Source organism: Natrinema longum (genome assembly GCF_017352095.1).
Classification (GTDB): Archaea; Halobacteriota; Halobacteria; order Halobacteriales; family Natrialbaceae; genus Natrinema; species Natrinema longum.
Genome location: NZ_CP071463.1, coordinates 1,926,826 through 1,944,125, shown reverse-complemented (window position 1 = coordinate 1,944,125; position 17,300 = coordinate 1,926,826). Strand labels below are relative to the sequence as shown.

General features: G+C 67.5%; 16 protein-coding genes. 7 read left to right on the top strand and 9 right to left on the bottom strand.

The features are described from left to right. Window positions 1–14: 14 nt before the first annotated feature. Entirely contained in the window at window positions 15–1,391 is a 1,377-nt protein-coding gene (gene glmM / locus J0X27_RS09565; RefSeq protein WP_207268920.1) for a phosphoglucosamine mutase, read from the bottom strand. A 103-nt stretch (window positions 1,392–1,494) separates the two neighbouring features. Here glmM and J0X27_RS09560 point away from each other — a divergent pair, with 103 nt between their 5' ends. From J0X27_RS09560 to J0X27_RS09550, 3 genes are all read left to right on the top strand, one after another. Continuing rightward, on the top strand, window positions 1,495–2,379 hold the full coding sequence (locus J0X27_RS09560) for an HVO_0234 family beta-propeller protein (protein ID WP_207268919.1): 885 nt from the start codon (window positions 1,495–1,497) through the stop codon (window positions 2,377–2,379). An 85-nt stretch (window positions 2,380–2,464) separates the two neighbouring features. After that, window positions 2,465–3,322 (top strand): ribose-phosphate diphosphokinase, encoded by an 858-nt coding sequence (locus J0X27_RS09555; RefSeq protein ID WP_207268918.1) that lies wholly within the window; start codon window positions 2,465–2,467, stop codon window positions 3,320–3,322. Between the two features lie 123 nt (window positions 3,323–3,445). After that, entirely contained in the window at window positions 3,446–3,985 is a 540-nt protein-coding gene (locus J0X27_RS09550) for a heme NO-binding domain-containing protein (protein WP_207268917.1), read from the top strand. Window positions 3,986–4,082: 97 nt separating this feature from the next. Here J0X27_RS09550 and J0X27_RS09545 read toward each other — a convergent pair whose 3' ends face one another. From J0X27_RS09545 to J0X27_RS09530, 4 genes are all read right to left on the bottom strand, one after another. After that, entirely contained in the window at window positions 4,083–5,108 is a 1,026-nt protein-coding gene (locus tag J0X27_RS09545) for a PAS domain-containing sensor histidine kinase (RefSeq protein ID WP_207268916.1), read from the bottom strand. An 81-nt stretch (window positions 5,109–5,189) separates the two neighbouring features. Continuing rightward, window positions 5,190–7,280 (bottom strand): CARDB domain-containing protein, encoded by a 2,091-nt coding sequence (locus tag J0X27_RS09540; protein ID WP_207268915.1) that lies wholly within the window; start codon window positions 7,278–7,280, stop codon window positions 5,190–5,192. Window positions 7,281–7,670: 390 nt separating this feature from the next. Further along, on the bottom strand, window positions 7,671–10,877 hold the full coding sequence (ileS, locus tag J0X27_RS09535; RefSeq protein ID WP_207268914.1) for an isoleucine--tRNA ligase: 3,207 nt from the start codon (window positions 10,875–10,877) through the stop codon (window positions 7,671–7,673). A gap of 79 nt (window positions 10,878–10,956) precedes the next feature. Further along, window positions 10,957–11,187 carry a DUF8151 family protein gene (locus tag J0X27_RS09530; protein WP_207268913.1) on the bottom strand — a complete coding sequence of 77 codons (231 nt, stop codon included), beginning with the start codon at window positions 11,185–11,187 and terminating at the stop codon, window positions 10,957–10,959. Window positions 11,188–11,303: 116 nt separating this feature from the next. Between J0X27_RS09530 and J0X27_RS09525 the strand changes: the two genes are divergently transcribed. Then, on the top strand, window positions 11,304–11,993 hold the full coding sequence (locus J0X27_RS09525; protein WP_207268912.1) for a uracil-DNA glycosylase: 690 nt from the start codon (window positions 11,304–11,306) through the stop codon (window positions 11,991–11,993). 102 nt (window positions 11,994–12,095) lie between these two features. Here J0X27_RS09525 and J0X27_RS09520 read toward each other — a convergent pair whose 3' ends face one another. From J0X27_RS09520 to J0X27_RS09510, 3 genes are all read right to left on the bottom strand, one after another. Then, window positions 12,096–12,797, bottom strand: a complete 702-nt coding sequence (locus J0X27_RS09520; protein ID WP_207268911.1) for a glycerophosphodiester phosphodiesterase — start codon at window positions 12,795–12,797, stop codon at window positions 12,096–12,098. Between the two features lie 177 nt (window positions 12,798–12,974). Then, the gene (locus J0X27_RS09515; protein WP_207268910.1) at window positions 12,975–13,655 is read right to left on the bottom strand and encodes an NTP transferase domain-containing protein; all 681 of its coding nucleotides are present in this window, start codon (window positions 13,653–13,655) and stop codon (window positions 12,975–12,977) included. Beyond that, complete coding sequence (locus J0X27_RS09510) at window positions 13,643–14,629, bottom strand: CDP-glycerol glycerophosphotransferase family protein (protein ID WP_207268909.1); 987 nt, start codon at window positions 14,627–14,629, stop codon at window positions 13,643–13,645. The genes J0X27_RS09515 and J0X27_RS09510 overlap by 13 nt, the downstream gene beginning before the upstream one ends. Before the next feature lie 302 nt (window positions 14,630–14,931). Here J0X27_RS09510 and J0X27_RS09505 point away from each other — a divergent pair, with 302 nt between their 5' ends. The 3 genes from J0X27_RS09505 to J0X27_RS09495 all read left to right on the top strand — a co-directional run bounded on the left by J0X27_RS09505 (window position 14,932) and on the right by J0X27_RS09495 (window position 16,093). Further along, window positions 14,932–15,351: an HIT family protein gene (locus tag J0X27_RS09505; protein ID WP_207268908.1), complete on the top strand. Its 420-nt coding sequence runs from the start codon at window positions 14,932–14,934 to the stop codon at window positions 15,349–15,351. Between the two features lie 149 nt (window positions 15,352–15,500). Further along, window positions 15,501–15,806 (top strand): hypothetical protein, encoded by a 306-nt coding sequence (locus tag J0X27_RS09500; protein ID WP_207268907.1) that lies wholly within the window; start codon window positions 15,501–15,503, stop codon window positions 15,804–15,806. A 59-nt stretch (window positions 15,807–15,865) separates the two neighbouring features. Then, window positions 15,866–16,093, top strand: coding sequence for a hypothetical protein (locus J0X27_RS09495; protein ID WP_207268906.1), 228 nt, complete (start codon window positions 15,866–15,868; stop codon window positions 16,091–16,093). A gap of 10 nt (window positions 16,094–16,103) precedes the next feature. On the opposite strand, the gene J0X27_RS09490 is transcribed toward J0X27_RS09495, so the two are convergent. Beyond that, on the bottom strand, window positions 16,104–17,129 hold the full coding sequence (locus J0X27_RS09490) for an A24 family peptidase C-terminal domain-containing protein (RefSeq protein ID WP_207268905.1): 1,026 nt from the start codon (window positions 17,127–17,129) through the stop codon (window positions 16,104–16,106). Between the last annotated feature and the right edge of the window lie 171 nt (window positions 17,130–17,300).

Genomic DNA, 17,300 nt, shown 5'->3' with positions numbered 1-17,300 from the left:
GACAGAGGATCGTCTCAGGCGTCGGCCTTCGCAGCCGCTAGCGCGTCGTACATGTCGTCGACGAGCCGCTCGGCGCGGTCGGCGTCGCGGGCTTCGGCGTAGATCCGGACGAGCGGTTCGGTCCCGGAGGGGCGGGCCAGCACCCAGGCGTCGCCGTAATCCAGCCGGTAGCCGTCGCGCGTGTTGAGGTCCGCGTCGGCGGCCTGGGCCTGGTTGGCGGCCGCATCGAGCATCGCGTCGCGTTCCGCCGTCGACTCGTACTCGAGGTTGCGCCGGACGTTGACGTAGCCGTCGTAGGGGGCGACGATCTCGCTGACCGGCCGCTGGGCGACCAACTCGAGGAATCGCGCGGCCGTGTAGGCCCCATCGCGCGAGAGCCGGTGGTTGGGGAAGAAGATCCCTCCGTTGCCCTCGCCCGCGATCGGGACCCGCCGGCCGTTGGCCTCGAGTTCCTCGATGCGGGTGATGATGTTCGTCGAACCGATCGGCGTGAGCTCGAGTTCGGCCCCGACCTCGCCGACGACGTCGACGAGCCGCTGGGAGACGTTGACCGCCGAGACGGTGGTGTCGCCGGCCTCGAGTTCGGCCGCGGCGAGGGCGGCGAGGGTGGCATCGCCCTCGACGTACTCGCCGGTCTCGTCGAAGAAGATGGCCCGATCGGCGTCGCCGTCGTGGGCGATGCCGACGTCGGCGTCGGTGGCCCGGACGAGCCTGCCGAGGTCCGTGAGGTTGTCGGGGACGGGCTCGGGGTCACGGCCCGGGAAGTGACCGTCGGGCTGGCCGTTGACTGTCACGACGCGACAGCCCAGTTCGCGGAAGAACTCGGGACTGGTCAGCGAGCCAGCCCCGTGACCCGGATCGAGCGCGACGGTGAGGTCGGCGTCGGCGATCCGCTCCCGCTCGGCAGCGGCGAGCAGGTCGTCGACGTAGGCCCGCCGGACGCCCGCTACCTCCCGGACGCGTCCCGTTTCGTCCCAGGGGGCGACGGTGAACGATTCCGCGAGCAGCCGTTCCTCGATCGACTCGAGGGCGGCGATCGAGAGTTCGACGCCGTCGGCCCCGACGAGTTTGACGCCGTTGTACTGGGGCGGGTTGTGTGAGGCCGTGATGACCATCACCGGCACCCCTTCCCGTTCGGCGTAGGCCTGTGCGCCCGGCGTGGGGACGATCCCGAGGCGGTCGACGTCGGTCCCGGTACTCGCCAGCCCGCTGGCGGCCGCGTCGGCCAGCATCCGCCCCGTGTAGCGCGTGTCGCGGGCGATCGCGACGCGGTCCCCACCGTGACCGTCGCGCCAGGTCGTCCCCGCCGCTTTCGCGACGCGAAGGACGAACGCAGGCGTCAGCTCCTCGTTGGCGACGCCCCGCGTCCCACTCGATCCGAAGACTTGCATTACGCGCTAGTCTGACCGGACTCCCCAAAGGGATTCCGCAACCTGTCCCGACGCGACGGCGACGGGGCGGAACGTTTTCGGCCCACCCTCGCCACGTTCCCGTATGGATTCGATCGAGGAAAAGCGCGTCTACGGCGACCGCGAAGGGGCGATCACGGCCTACGTCGCGAGCGCGATGGGCGTCGTTCGCGTCCGCGTCGCCGGCGACACCGTCGGCGAATTCGGCCTCTGCGAGCGCTGTGCGGTCCGGGACATCGCAGCGACCCGCGACGCCGTCGCCATCGCGACCGACCGGGACATCCGCGTGTGTCCGCTCGAGAGCGAGCGCGACGACGGGACAGCCAGCGAGGACGAGACGTTCGTCGAAACCGGATTCGGCCCGGCGGTCGCCGTCGGGTACGACGGCGGCGATTTGATCGGGGCCGACCCGGAGGGCCGCGTTGCGCGTCGAGCGGGCGGGAGCGAGGAATGGGTCACGCTCGAGGACGAGGCCGTCGAGACGGTCCGAGCGATCGACGGCGACCTCGTCGGGGCCGATCGTGGCGTCTTCCGCGTCCACGGCGGCGGGCTCGATCACGCCGGACTGACCGACGTGCGGGACGTCTCGGCTGCCGGCGTGCCGCTGGCCGCCACCGCCGATGGACTCTACAAGCTCGGCAACGGCTGGATGGCGGTCCTCGAGGGGTCGTTCGACACCGTCGCGGCGGATCCACGGTCCCGACGTGGCCACATCGAGCGCGCACACGCCGTTTCGGGGGAGACGATCTACGCGTCGACGGGGGACGGCGAGTGGCTCGCCGACGACGACGCGAGCGATCGAATCGTCGGCTTCGGGTACGGCGACGAAACCTACGCCGTCACGGAGACCGGGACCTTCCGATCCTCGAGCGAGGACGGGTGGCGACGGCGACTACTGGGCGTCACCGACGTCGTCGGGATGGCCGTCCCCGCGACGACACCGCCAAAAACCGACAGCCCTGCGAGGTAGCTGGCTCTCGTCGGCGACGGGACCATCCGACGATAGGAGCCGGGAGAACGAAAACTGGTTTACCCCCCGGCCTGTCCAACCGACTATGATCGTCAGCGGATCCGCGTCGCAGGCTCTGGCCGCCGCGCTCGCACGTGAACTCGAGGAACCGCTCGCCGCCGTCGAGTACGACCGCTTTCCCGACGGCGAACTGCTCGCCGCCGTCCCCGGCGTCGCCGAGACCGAGCCCGATCGGGCAGTGATCGTCGCCTCGACGGTCTCGAGCGACGCCCACCTCGAGGTGCTCCAGTTGCAAGACGCCGTCCGCGAGGCCGGCGTCGCGGAGGTCGTCACCGTCCTGCCCTACATGGGCTATGGGCGACAGGACGCGGCCTTCGAGCCGGGCCATCCCGTCTCCGCGCGAGCGGTCGCCCGCGCGATTTCGACCGGGACGGACCGGATCCTGACCGTCAACCCCCACGAGACGGCCGTCTGCGAGTTCTTCGAGCCGGCGGCGACGGCGGTCGACGCGGCCGGGCGACTGGCCGAACCCCTGCCCGACGACCTCGCGGATCCGGTCTTCCTCGCGCCGGATGCGGGGGCCGTCGAACTCGCCGAGACGGCCCGCGACAGCTACAGCGCGGGCGAGACCGACTACTTCGAGAAGACCCGCCATTCGGGCACCGAGGTCGAGGTTTCGCCGAGCGACGTCGACGTCGCCGGCCGCGACGTCGTCGTCGTCGACGACATCATCGCGACGGGGTCGACGATGAGCGAAGCCGTCGCGGTTCTCGAGGATCGCGACGTCGGTCGGGTGTTCGTGACCTGCGTCCACCCGCTGCTCGCTCGCAACGCCGTCACGAAGCTCTCTCGAGCCGGCGTGGAAGCGATCTACGGCACCGACACCCTCGAGCGCGGGGTCGAGACGGTCTCCGTCGCCCCCACGCTCGCACAGTACCTGTAAGTAAACGATTAAGTACTCCCCGGACACTGGTCTAGTTGTTATCGCCTGGCACGAGCTCGGCTCGGCCACGGCACCGACGAACCGATCGGCGGAGACACTGCGGGAACTGATCAACGGGTTGGGATGCACGGAATCGTCCACAAGACGCTCAAGGAGTACGTCGTCGACCGAACCGACGACGGCACCTGGGATACGATCGTCGAGCAGTCCGGTCTCGAGCCGAAGCTCTACCTCCCCGTCTCTCATTACGAGGACGAGGAAATCGACGCCATCCTCGAAACGCTCTCGACGATGGCCACCCAGGATCGGCGGGCGATCGAACGCGATTTCGGCAAGACCCTCGCCCCCGAACTGCTCTCGACGTTTAGCGCACACGTCCAGCGGGACCAGGGCCTGCCGGAACTGCTGGTCGGACTCGAGGACGCCTACAGCAACATCAACACCGCCACCGAAGAGACATCGCTCCCCGCGGTATCCGCGACACGCGAGTCCGATTCCGTAACCGTCACGTACGATACCGCCCGGGACCAGCAGTACTGCGGGCTCGCCCACGGCATCCTCGAGGGACTCGCCACCGCGTTCGACGCCGACGCGACCGTCACGGAAACGGAGTGTGTCGACGACGGGGCCGATACCTGTCAGTTCCGCGTCGTCCTCGAGTGAGACGGACGACCGTCAGTCGGTGCCGGCACATCTACACGGCGAGTCGCGGGTGCGCCGGGATCCAGTGACAGCAGACCGCACGAGCGCCGATGGCCGATTAGTCGGCCACCGTGATCTCGAACCGAGCACCGCCGGATCGAGACTCCAGCACGTCGATCCGCCAGTCGTGGACGTCGACCGCGTTCGTGACGATCGACAGGCCGAGTCCGGTGTTGTCGCGGGTCGACCCCGACGAGTAGCCGACTTCGAACGCGTCCTCACGACGGTCGGCCGGAATGCCGGGCCCGTCGTCTTCGACGTAGAACCCGCGAACGTCCTCGAGCGCACCGACGCCGATGGTAACGCCGTCGCCGCCGTGTTCGATCGCGTTCCGAAAGAGGTTCTGGAAGATACTCGAGAGGATACTCCGGTCCGCCTCGAACGCGATCGTCTCACCGCGTTCGAGGGTCGCCCCGTCGGTCTCGATGACCGTCCACACGTCCTCGACGACGCTGTGCAGATCGACGACGTGGACGTCGTCGAGTTCCTGCTTCGAGAGCGTCACCGCGTCGTCGATGATGGCGTCCATCCGGTGGAGAGCGGCGCGGACGGCCGCGACGGTCTCCGGTGACGGGTCCGTCGCGAGCAGTTCCGTGTAGCCAAGCGCGACCGCCAGCGGGTTTCGGAGGTCGTGTGACAGGACACGCGACACCGTCGAGAGGCGTTCGTTTCGCTCCTCGATCTCGCGTTCGATCCGCTTTCGATCGGAGATATCGAAATGTTCGACGAGAACGTACAGCTCCCCATCGCGTTCGAACGTCGTCGCCCACATCAGAAACCACGAGAGCGGGTCCTCGGGCGTCGGACAGGGATACTCCAGTTGGACGTGTTCCTCGCGGCCGTCGAGCAGCGCTTCGATGTCCTCACAGGCCCGTTCGGCGTACGGATCGTCGTCGCGACTCGATTCACAGACCTCGAGATAGTTCGAGCCGACCATCGCAGGATCGGCGGGAAACCCGCCCTCGAGCGCGAATTCCTGCCACGCCGCGTTCGTGTAGACGATCAATCCGTCGGAATCGACGATCGCCACCTCCGAATCGAGCGTGTCGATCGCGAGAAGGGCGAGTTCGTCGGATCCACTCATGCACGACAGATAGCAGCCGTACCATATCAGCGTTCGTACGCCTACGACGGTCGACGCGCGACGCCCACCAGCACTCGAGCGTCAGCGACGACGCGCCAGCACTAGCCGGACACACACGATGCCGACGGCAGCGAGCGCCGCCGAGAGGCCGAAGCCGGGCATCTCCTCGAGCGTCGTCAGCGGGCCGCCGACACTGACCGTGGCGGTCCGTTCGCCGACGGCGATCTCGTACCGCCCGTCCTCGTCGAACCGGAGGTCGGCATCGACCGTCGCCGTCTCGCCGGGCCGGATCGCGACCGGGCGCTCAGCGACGACCCCGTCGACGGTTTTGAACGCGAGGATCGCCGCGGCCGGTCGGTCGTCGGCGGCCTCGACCGTCGCCGTCGCGGTGACCGGCTCGCCGGGGTCGGTGCTGTCGGGCGTAACCCGCAGGTCGGTGACGGTCACGCTCGCCGACGAGCGGACGACGACGGGCAGCCGCTCCGAACCGACACGAACCTCGTACTCCCCGGGCTCGGACGGCGTCCACGAGAACCGATGGCTCGTCTCCGCGCCAGGTGTGAGCCGCCCCGAGTAGTGATCGACTACCCGTCCGTCGACCTGGAGGGTCGCATCGTAGACACCCTCGCGCTCGCCGACGTTCGAGACTCTGCCCGGAATCGTAACGGATTCACCGACCGGGATCGCGATCGCGTCGCGCTCCTCGCTGTCAGTATCGGCCGACGCCAGCGGGAGCTCCCGTTCCCACGCGCCGTCCGCCACCTCGAGCGAGCCGGGTCCGAGCCCGTACTCGAAGACCGCGACCGGCTGGTCGAAGGCGGCGGCGTGCTGGCTCCGGGTCCACATCTCCGGGCTCGCGTTGGTCCGCGTGTACCGCTCGGCGACGGCACGAACCGTCACACCGCCGGCGTCCTCGATCGCCGCCAGGAACTGCGCCTCGGTCACCGCCTCTTCGTGGGCGTTCAACGATCGGAACACGTCCGCGAGCGTCCGGTCGCCGTCCGTCTCGAGCCGGAGCCGGCGGTCGATCTCGCCGTAGACGAGTGCCCCTTTCACGTAGTGGGTCCGTTCGTCGCCCCAGGTCGAGCGGTCGACGAGCGTCCCGTCGGCGTCGGGAGACTGCTCACCCCGCTCGAGGAGCCGCTTGAACTCGTCGAACTCGGTCCGACCGTTCTCGAGTGCGAGCAGCCCCGCATAGTAGTCCGCCTGTCCTTCGACGATCCACTCCGCCTCCGGTTCGATCCCCGTCTCCGGCCCGGAGAAGCGCTGGCGAGTGTGGACGTACTCGTGGAGCCACACCGGGTTCGGATCGTCGAGGGTGGCATCGTCGACGACCCACGCGTCCGACTGCCCGTACTGAATCCCGCGAGATCCCCAGTCGACCTCGTGTGGGACCGCGACCACGAACACCTCGTCGTTTCGCGCCCCGACCTCGAGGCGCTCGCGTGCGTCGGCGAGGCTCGTGAGGATCGCGTCCGGGGACTCCCGAAGCGTCGCCGCGTCGGGGACGACCAGCCTGATCGTCCCGCCGTCGACGGCTCGCTCGTACTCCCGAACCGAACCGAAGAAGGCGATGTCGCCGCCGGTCGCCCCCGATCCGTCGACCCGAACCGTCTTCTCGAGCCCGACCGGTTCGGTTCGGCGCAGCGAGAGTCCGACGTCGGGGACCGCCACGACGCCCCAGTCACCGGTGTCGACGAACGCGTAGCCGTCACTCGCCGAGCGGGCCCCGCCTCGCTCGCCCTCGCCCCGCCGATCCGCCGGCATCGTATACCGGATCGTCGCCTCCTCGCGGTCCTCCGTCCACCGGAACGTCCGCTCGCCGGTCCGTTCGAAGCCCGCCATCGACTCGACGGTTGCACCCCGCTCGAGTTCGATCTCGAGTTCCGTCACCGAATCCGGAACGCCGACGGTCAACGTCGCTTCGAACACGTCGGGATCGGCCGGCCGGTGCCGAAGGACGGTCGTCCGGGAGAGCACGTCCTCGGCGTGACTCGTCGCGACCGCCTCGCTGTTCGTTCCGACCGAGGGCAGCGACTCGCCGGACCCGCCGCTCGAGTCAGCGGCGACTGTCCCATCGATCGGTCGTGCCGGCTCGAGGGCACCGACGGCGGCCGGGCAACTGCCGAGGAGCAACACGACGAACGCGAGCACGGCGACGCGGGATTGCACTGACCCGTTCTAACGAGTCAGTGGTAAAGACGCTTCTTACGGGAGTACTATCACGTTCCACGGAATCACCGGAGAGGCGAACGGAAACTCCCTCGCTGCTCGCGGGTCACTCAGTTCCCCATCCGCTCGCGTGGTCTAAAGAAGGGAGCGTCTCTGGCTATTCGCGTCTCCGAAGTCCGAACGAAGGAACGACCTCGCCTCGCTCGTCGGCGACTAGTCCGACGCTTCCGCAGCCGCCAGCGGCTCGATCGCCATCTCGGCATCCACCTTTTTCTCGTCGGATTCGCTCGTATACTCGCTCATCCCTCCTCGAAAAATCTGGACCAAAAAGCAGAACGGTCGGCTTCTCCTCCCGTTCTGGGAGTATCCCCTTGCAACGCTTGCCAGACGCTAGTCCGACGCTTCCGCAGCCGCCAGCGGCTCGATCGCGATTTCCATCGTCACACCGTCGACGTCCCACTCCTTGCGGTGGCCGTCCTCGACCGGGCGGCGTTCGTCGGCTCGAACCTCCCCGCTGATCAGCTCCTCGCGCTCGGCGACGAGGTCGGCGATCCGGTCGTCGTCGATCGCGAACTCGAGTGCGATCCGTTCGTCGACGTCGAGCTCGAGGTCCTTGCGCATCTCCTGAACGCGGCGGATGACCTCGCGGGCGTAGCCCTCGCTCTCGATGTCGTCGGTCAGCGAGGCGTCGACGTAGGCGACGCCGCGGTCGTCGCCGTCGGTGCTGAACGCGGTGCCGGCGACGCTGTCGGGCGTCTGGGTCACGAAGGAAACCATCTCGTCGGTGATCCCCTCGTCGGCCTCGAGCACGTCCGCGACGGCGTCCTCGATCGCTTCGAGGCTCGGCTCGTCGATGCGAGCCTCGTTGAGCGCGTTCATGACCTGCCCGGCGCGGTCGCCGAAGGCCGGGCCGAGTTCGCTCATGTCCGCCTCGGCGCTGTACTGGAGTTCCTCCCAGCGGGCGTCCGGCGAGACCAGTTCGATCTCGCGGGCGTTGAGCCGATCCTCGAGCAGGTCGGTGTGGCGGGAAACGGCGTCGACGACGCGCTCGTCGTCGGCCGCGACGACGACCCGCGGAACGGGCCAGCGAAGCTTGCGGCCGGCCTGCTGGCGGGCGTTCGCGCCGGCCTCCTCGATCGCGCGGAGGATGGCGACGTCGACCTCGAGCTGTTCGTCCTCCCAGTACTCGTCGACTGCGGGCCAGTCTTCCATGTGGACGGTGTCGAACCCGTCGTCGCCGGTCAGCGTGCCGTAGATCTGCTCGCTGATGAACGGCGCATAGGGTGCGAGCAGCGCGACGCTCTCCCGGAGCACCCGATAGATCGTCGCGTAGGCGGCCCGTTTCGAGCCGCTGTCCTCCTCGGCCCACATGCGTTCGCGGACCGCCTGGACGTAGAACCGGGAGACGTCCTCGACGACGAACTCGATGAGCGCCTCGAGCGCGCGGTCCTGCCGGCGATCCTCGAAGGCCTCGGTCATCGCCGCCTTCGTGGACTGCAAGCGGGCGAGCACCCACTCGTCGATCAACTCGAGGTCGGAATCGACATCGTCCAGCGTCGTCTCCTGCGGGTCGAACTCGTCGAGTCGCATGTACGGCAGCGGGAACCGGAAGACGTTCCACAGCGTCCGGAGGTGGTTCTCCATCGTCTGCATCCCGTCCCAGTCGAAGCGCATGTCCTCGCCTTGCGGGTTGTTCGAGAGGAGGAACATGCGCATCACGTCCCGGCCGTGGCGGTCGATCGCCTCGTGGGGGTCGATCAGGATGTCCTTGGACTTGCTCATCGCGCGACCGTCGGGCATCAGCGCGTGGCCGTGCATCAGGACCTCCTGATAGGGGCTCTCGCCCAGCGCGGCGGTACTCATTCCCAGCTGGGACCAGAACCAGCCCCGGGTCTGGTCGTGGGCCTCGAGGATGAAGTCGGCAGGCCAGAGCTCGTCGAACGTGCTGTCGTCCGAGGGGTAGTTCAGGGTGCCCCACGATGCGACCGAGGCGTCGAGCCAGACGTCGAAGACATCGGGAACGCGGGTATAGGTGGTCCCGTTCTCGGTGATCGTGAGGTCGTCGACGGTTCCCTTGTGGAGGTCGACCGTCTCGGGATCGATGTCTTGATCGACGCGTTCGGCGAGTTCCTCGCGCGTCCCGATGACGATCATGTCTTCGTCGTCGTCACGGTCCTCGGGCGTCCAGACCGGGAGCGGGGTCCCCCAGTAGCGCTGCCGGGAGACGTTCCAGTCGGGTGCCTCCTCGACGAAGTCGCGAAACCGGTTGTTGCGAGCCCAGTCGGGATGCCACTCGCTGTCGCCGATGTTCGCGAGGAGGTCGTCTTTGACGTCCGTAACCGTGATGAACCACTGATCGGTGACGATCTGGAGCACGCCGGTGTCACACCGCCAGCAGTGGCCGTAGCTGTGGTTGACGGTCCCCGACGCGAGGAGCGCGCCGTTGTCCTCGAGGTCGGCTATAATCTCGTCGTCGGCGTCTTTGACGAACCGACCCGCGTACTTGCCGGCTTCCTCGGTGTAGACGCCGTCGCCGCCGACGGGACAGAAGATCGGGAAGCCGAGTTCGCGACCGCGCTCGAAGTCCACCTCACCGTGACCGGGCGCGGAGTGGACCAGCCCGGTGCCGTCGCCGTGCGTGTCGACGTAGTCGGCGTCGTAGACCTCGAACGCGCCCTCGGCGTCGACGTGGTCGGGCACCTCCTCCGCGAGGGGGTGCTCGTAGGACCAGCCGATCAGTTCCTCGCCGGTGACTTCCGCTACCACCTCGTAGTCGTCGTAGCGGCCCTCTTTCAGAACGTCTTCGTGTTTCGCGTCGGCGAGGTAGAGGAGTTCCTCCTCGCCATCCTTTTGCGCGCGCACGCCGACGTAGTCGCCGTCCTCGTCGACGGCGACGAAGGTGTTCGCCGGAACCGTCCACGGGGTCGTCGTCCAGATGACGAGTTTCCCGTCCCGGTCCTCGAGATCGAACTTGACGTAGATCGAGGGATCCTCGACGTCCTCGTACTCGACCTCGTTGTTCGCGATGGCAGTCTCACAGCGTGGACACTGCGAAATCGACCGGTTGCCTTTCTCGACTAAGCCGCGGTCGGCGGCCTTCGAAAAGCCCCACCAGGCCGCTTCCATGTACTCCGGGTTGACCGTCTTATAGGGGTCGTCCCAGTCCATCCAGACGCCGAAGTCCTGGAAGTCCTCCTGGAGCCCCTCGAGTTGCTCGTTGGCGTAATCCTTGCACTCCTGGATGAAGTTCTCCTCGCCGAACTCCTCGATGTCTTTCTTGTTCTCGAAGCCCAGACGCTCCTCGACGCGGGTCTCGATCGGGAGGCCGTGCATGTCGTAGCCCGGCCGGTCGGTGACGTCGTACCCCTGCATCCGAAGGAAGCGCAGATAGACGTCCTTCAGCGACTTGTTCCAGGTGGTTCCCATGTGCGCCGACCCCGACGTGTACGGCGGGCCGTCGACGAAGAAAAAGGACTCACCGTCCGAGCGGTGCTCGACCGTCTGTTCGTAAGCATCGACATCGTCCCAGTACTCGAAGACCCGTTGCTCGAGTTCGTGTGGGTCGTACTGGTCGTCGACCTCGTCGAACCTGCTCATACCCGACTTAATCGCCTCCGGCAGTAAAGAGGAATCGATATCTCGGGTCGCTCGCAAAAACCAGTCGCGATCGCGTCGCTCAGACGTACTGCGAGAGGACTTTCTGGTAGCCCAGTCCGTACGCGCCGGCGTAGAGCATGACGCCGCCGAGGACGGCCAGCCAGACCGCGATCATCGCCTCGCCGGAGCCGAGATGCTGGAGGCTCGCCTGCTCGACGAGGACGCCACCGACCGTCAACAGGCCGGCGACGACGGTGTAAACGACCAGTGAGAGCGATTCCGCGATCAGTTCCGGGCCAAGCGATGTCATTATCGTCCCCGTACCCACCCACCACACGTAAACCTGTCCCCTCGTGTGCGACACAACGACACGCGCCGAGCGCGCCGAACCGACTCGCATATGCCCTCGGGGACGTATCCCCGAGCGTGCCCGCGTCTGACCCCGACCCGGACCCCGATTCGGGTGGGACCGACGAGCCCGCCTATCCGACCAGTCGAAACGTCCTCGAGCCCGACTGCGATCGCTGCCCGGCGCTCGTCGACTCCCGCGAGTGCATCTCGTGGGGGACCGGCGATCGCGACGCCGAGGTCGTGGTCGTCGGCGAGGCCCCCGGCCGCGGCACTCCCGAAGCGGACCGCTGGCGGGGCGGCAACTGGACCGGCAGGGCCTACACCTCGCGTCACTCCGGTCGCCGCATCCGCCGCATGCTCGAGCGGGTCGGCTACGGCGACGCCTACTACACGAACGCGGTGAAGTGTTTTCCAGCCGATCCAGCCGATCCGACGACGAACCGTGAGCCCACCGCCGAGGAACGAGCGACCTGCCGGACACATCTGCTGACCGAACTCGAGGCGGTCGATCCGGCGGTCGTACTCGCGACCGGCAAACACGCGACGAAAACCGTGCTCGCGGCCGAAGGTCGCGAACTCGGAGGATTCGTCGACAGCGTGCTCGAGCCGGTGTGGTGTACGCGACTGGACGTGTGGCTCGTACCGATCCTCCACCCATCGTATCAGGACGTCTGGATCGGCCGGCTGGGATACGAGCCCGAGGCGTATCTCGCGGCGATCGGCGAGGCGCTCGAGGAGTGCTGTGACCGCGGCACTGACCGATAGCGCCGTTCGTCGGGGCGGGAAACGGGCGGTTCGAGGCTCCGGGGCCGGACCCCCACATCGACAGCCGACCCGTGTGTAGATCGCTCGCCGCAAGGAGCGTCGCTACAGCCCCTGTGAGGGGGGCGTCGACTCGATCGACGGCGGCTCGATGTCCCACCGATCCGCAGTGACGCCGTCGACACCGGCCGCCCGGAGCGCGCGGAGGTCGTCGACCGTCCGCGCGGCCTTCCAGGCGATGACGTCGAATCCGTGGTCGCGGGCGGCGGAAACGACGTCAGTGCCGACGCAGAGGTCGTAGTGGGGAAACACGTGTGAACACTCGAGATCGAGCGCCCGGGAGAGGTTGCCGTCGGGCTCGTCCCCGAAAAGGAGCCCGTTGGGAACGTCCAGACAGCAGTCCTCGACTTCCGCGAGCGCCGCCGGGAGGAACGACGTCACGCGGACGTCGACACCGGCCGCCATCGCGAGTTGCATCGCGTCCGCGGCGACGCCGGTGTCTTTGAGCTCGATCTGGACGGTGGTTCCGTCCGGCACGGCTCGCAGCACCGACTCGAGGCGCGGAACCGGTTCACCGGAGTCGAGCACGGTGAGCTCGCGGAGATCGGTCCACGGCGTTTCCGAGACCCGACCGTCGGCGTCGGTGACACGCTCGAGGGTGGCATCGTGAAACACCACCAGTTCACCCGACGCACAGCGTCGAACGTCGATCTCGACTGCGGGCAGCCGTCTAGCGGCTTCACGGATCGCGAGGACGGTGTTCTCCGGAAACTGATCTGCACAGCCACGATGGCCGATAATCTCCATCTATTGGGTTCCCACCAGGCAGTAGGTATCAATATTGTGTTTCCCCGCCGTATTCCGTTCAATCGTGCAGACACTCGTCGAACGTGGAACGTCCGGCTATCGGAGACGGGGCGTGAACGAGCCTCGCCGACGGAGCGGTGGGATCGCCGTGGATTCCGTCCCTCGCCCGTTCGTCACTCACGCAGACCGGATCCGTTCGGATGCGAGCCACGCTCGGGCCCGCTCGAGGTCGGCGGGGCGATTGACCTCGATGTGTCGCTCGGCCGGGATCAACAGTGGTCGGGTCGGCATCCGAGGGTAGACGCAGGGATACCAGTCGGAGAGTCGCTCTCGGAGGGTCCGGATCGCCGCCGTCCGGTGAGCGCAGCTCACGATACCGAACCCGGCGTGTTGGTGGCCCTCGATGAGTCCGTACTCCGTCACCCGACCCGACTCGTCCCAGCGAACCGCCGTCTCGTCGGCCTGAAGCCCCGGGATACAGCCGACGAGGTTGAGACGTCCCGTGAGGGACTCGAACGTCCCCACGAGCCGACCGATCTCGCGCTCGTCGACGAGAACGTCGCCGTTCATGACCAGCAGATCGTCCGGAATGCGTTCGAGCGCCAGCAGTAGCGACGCGGCGTTTTCGTAGCGGTTCCACCCCTCGAGGACGAGCGGATCGTCGGGATCGTACCTGTCGAGGACCGTCTCGTGGCGATACCCGAGGACGATGCTCGTTCCGTCCACGTGTGAATCGAGCAGGGTGCGCTGTCGGTCGTACAGCGTCCGGCCGTCGAACTCGAGGAAGGCTTTCGGGACATCGTCGGTGTGGTGGCCCATGCGTCGACCCCGGCCCGCGGCCAGGATCACCCCGCGCATCGGCACACCTCCCTGGCAGCGCGTTCGCCGGCACGTCCGTCCATCGGGATCCCGAGACGGTCGAGCCACGACGCCCGCCGGCGCTTCGCGGCAGGAGGCTCGCCGTTGCTGTACAGATCGTCGACCAGCTCGAGATCGATCGCATCCGTCGTGACGCCGATTCGGGGAACCTCGCGGTCCGGCGCGTCGATAGCCGTCAGTTGAACGAGCGGCCGGCCCGTGTGGAGCCACTCCGCAATCGCGCCGGAGTAATCCGAGACGAGCACGTCCGATCGACGCATGCTCTCGGTGGGCGTCGTGGCCGTATCGAAGACGACGTTCGGTATCTCGGCGATCCGTTCCCGACACTCTCGGGTGACCGACAGACCGGGCCCTTCGCGTCTGTCCGTCGGATGGGGTCGAAAGAGCAGTTCGTACTCCGTGTCGGCGAAACACTCGACGACCGAGCGGGCGGTGTTCGCGTACGCGCCCCGGCCGACCTTGTAGTTGGTCGGCGCGTACAGTATCCGGCGTTCGCGGGGCGGTGGTGCGTCGACCAGTTCGTCGGCTTCCGGGATCCCCACGACGGCGATCCGTACGTCGCGGGGAGCAACGGCCCGGTAGGCCCGCGCCCAGCGCTCACCGGGTGCGAGCGCGGCGGCGACGCGCTCGAGGATCGTCGCCGTCGTGACCTCGATCTCCCCGCGACCGATCGACGCACCGTGGCGCAGGTGAACGAGCGGATACTCCTCGTAGAAGGTGAACCGTTCGATACCGAATCGGTGGTTGTAGACGACGACGCCGGGATCGATCGCCCGCACGTTTTCGTCGACCGCGTCGGGGTTGCGGACGTCGATTTCGTCGATGCGGTCGCTACAGCCGCGCGCATCGTCTCGAACCGGGAGGAACGCGGACGCGACGTCGACGTGGCGGTCGATCGCCTCGAACGTCTTCCGCATGAACGGTCGCTCGATCGCGTACAGTACCACTGTCATGTTGTGAACTCACCGAAGAGCGTGCCGCTGGGCGGTTTCGGCCGGTCAACGGGATCGCGCGACGTCGAAGAGGCCGTCGAACGAACCACCCGATACGACCGAGTACGTCGGCCAGTCCGATAACGTTTACAGCGTCATCCGTCGAACGACGGTCGCTCGGACCGTTACTTCCGGATACGACGACAGTCTCGACTGCGTGGACGGGACGCCGAAGAACCGCCAGATCGTGCATCTCGTGGGCAGCCACCGATCGACCGAGACGGCGAGTAAGCTTCTTACAGCAGGCCGACAGACACTCGAGCATGAGTACGATCTTCAGCCAGATCGTGGAGGGGGAGATCCCCGCGCGAATCGTGTACGAAGACGAGACGACGGTGGCCTTCCTCGACGCCAATCCGCTGGCACCCGGCCACACGCTGGTGATTCCGAAAGACGAGTACGAGCGGCTGAACGACGTTCCCGACGACGTCGCCGCGGACCTCTACGCGACCGTTCACCGCATGGTCCCCGCCGTCGAAGAGAGCGTCGACGCCGACGCGACGACCGTCGCGTTCAACAACGGCGAAGCCGCCGGTCAGGAGGTTCCCCACGTCCACTGTCACATCGTCCCCCGCTTCGAGGGCGACGGCGGCGGTCCCATCCACGCCATCGCGGGCGAGCGGCCCGACCTCGAGGACGACGAACTCGACGACATCGCCGCGGACATCGAGTCTCGCGCCTGAGTCGACCGAGGGAGCGCTGTCGAGCGACGGGCCTCGCCGCCGGGATCGCACGGAGAGCGACGCTCGAATCCACGGCGTCGAACGCGGCGATCGCCAGCGAAGATGTTCGCACCGATATCCTTGCACTCCCGTCCCCAGGCTGTGACCGAATGACCGATCGAGAGGCGCTTCTTCAGGACCTCGCGAGAAGACTCCGGGAGTACGACGCCGTCAACGACGCCTTCCTCGCGAAGAGTTTCACCGACCGCCACCTGATCCTCGATCTCGAGGACGGGCACTCGCTGCCGGGGGAACTCCGGGACCTGCTCGCCGACCACGATCTCCAGGGGGCGAACGAGGAGTACGACACCGGCGGCGACGATCCGTCCTTCGCCGGGGATCTCGAGGACGGGACGCGCCACCAGTTCGTCGATACCCGAACCCGTGGCGACCACCAGTCGTACGTCGTGGAGTGACCCGAAGATAGTCGCCGACCCGTCGTGACGTTTTTCCGGCCGCCGAACGAGACTCGCGTATGACCCTCGCCGGTATCGTCGCCCGGGTTCGGTCCGCCCCCGTCGGTGCGATCCTCGAGTTGGGGAGCGTCCTCGTCTGTTGTCTGCTGTTCGCCGGAACCTTCCTCCTCCTCTCGAGTGGCGTGCCGACCGGCAGGGGGGACGCGTGGCTGACACTCGTCGGCGTCGGCGTCGCGTTCGTGCTCTTCTGGACGGTCGTCGTCCCCCTCTACGAGCGAACGCTGTAGGAGTGGCCCGTCAGAACAGCGTCCCGAGGAGCAGATCGCCGTAGATCAGGGCGACCACCAGTCCGGCGAAGATCGGCACGAGAAACGGCGTTCCCGGCGAGATCCAGACCGTCTCCGACTCGGCGAGTACCGCGAGCCCGTCACGGAGCGTCTCGGGCGACGTTCCGTAGGCCGACCCGTCGATATCGTCCAGAAACGCGTCGGCACCCCACGGGTCGTCCACGTCGGGTTCGGAATCGCCGACTCGAGCCGCCTCGGCAGCGCCGTCGGAACTCGACTCGAGCCGACCGCCGTCGCTGTGGGTCCCCACTGCTGCGGTCACTGCCCCGTCGGTCGGCGGGTTCGGCTCGTCGGGCAATGTCGCAGGGTCGCGGTACCGCTCGGGGTCGTCGCGCACCTCGGCCAGGGAGAGCCCCCGCCAGCGCAGGTACATCCGGAGGGCATCGAGGTCGAGTCCACCGCGCGAGAGCCCCGACGGCGTCTCGAGCAGACGGCCGTGGGTCTCCGGGATGCGCTCCCAGGAGACCGGCCAGCCGACGACCATGACCGGTGCGATCCGGCCGGCGGCGGCGTTGCGGATCGCGAGGACGACCGGGAGGAGGATCGCGACGAGGACGGCGTTGGTCAGGATGGTAAACGAGAACGCCCCGACTGGGGTCGTCTCGAGCGGCAGCGTCACCGAACCGAGCGCGTACTCGGGGAACGTCGGGAAGAGGACGGCGAGGACGAGCAGCGCCTTCGCGTCGGCACCGCCGAAGCCGCCGACCCACCAGAAGAGGTAGGCGATCGGAACGACCAGCCCAAGGCTGATCGCCGTCGGGACGAGAAACTCGTAGGGCCAGACGCCTCCACCGGCCGTCCAGGCCCGCCAGCCCTCCCAGAGCAACAGTATCGTCGCCAGCAGCGAGAGGGGGATCCAGACGGTACTCGAGACCCGTCTGGTCTCGATGTCGCGGTAGGCGGTCCAGGCGAAGACGGGGACGGCGACGAGTCGAAGGAGGTCCGGACCCGTCGCCGAGACGCCAGGAACTGTCACGGCTGTGCATCTCGAGCGCGAGAGTGTTACGTTTTCGGCTCGTATTCGTGGCTCGAGCGAAGCCCGCGAGCGGTCGGCCTTCGGGGAGAGGAGGTCGCCGAGGACGACGAACCGGGGTCGAACACGCCCGGCCCGACGGATCGGCATCCGACGACTCGAGTCAGGCCGGTG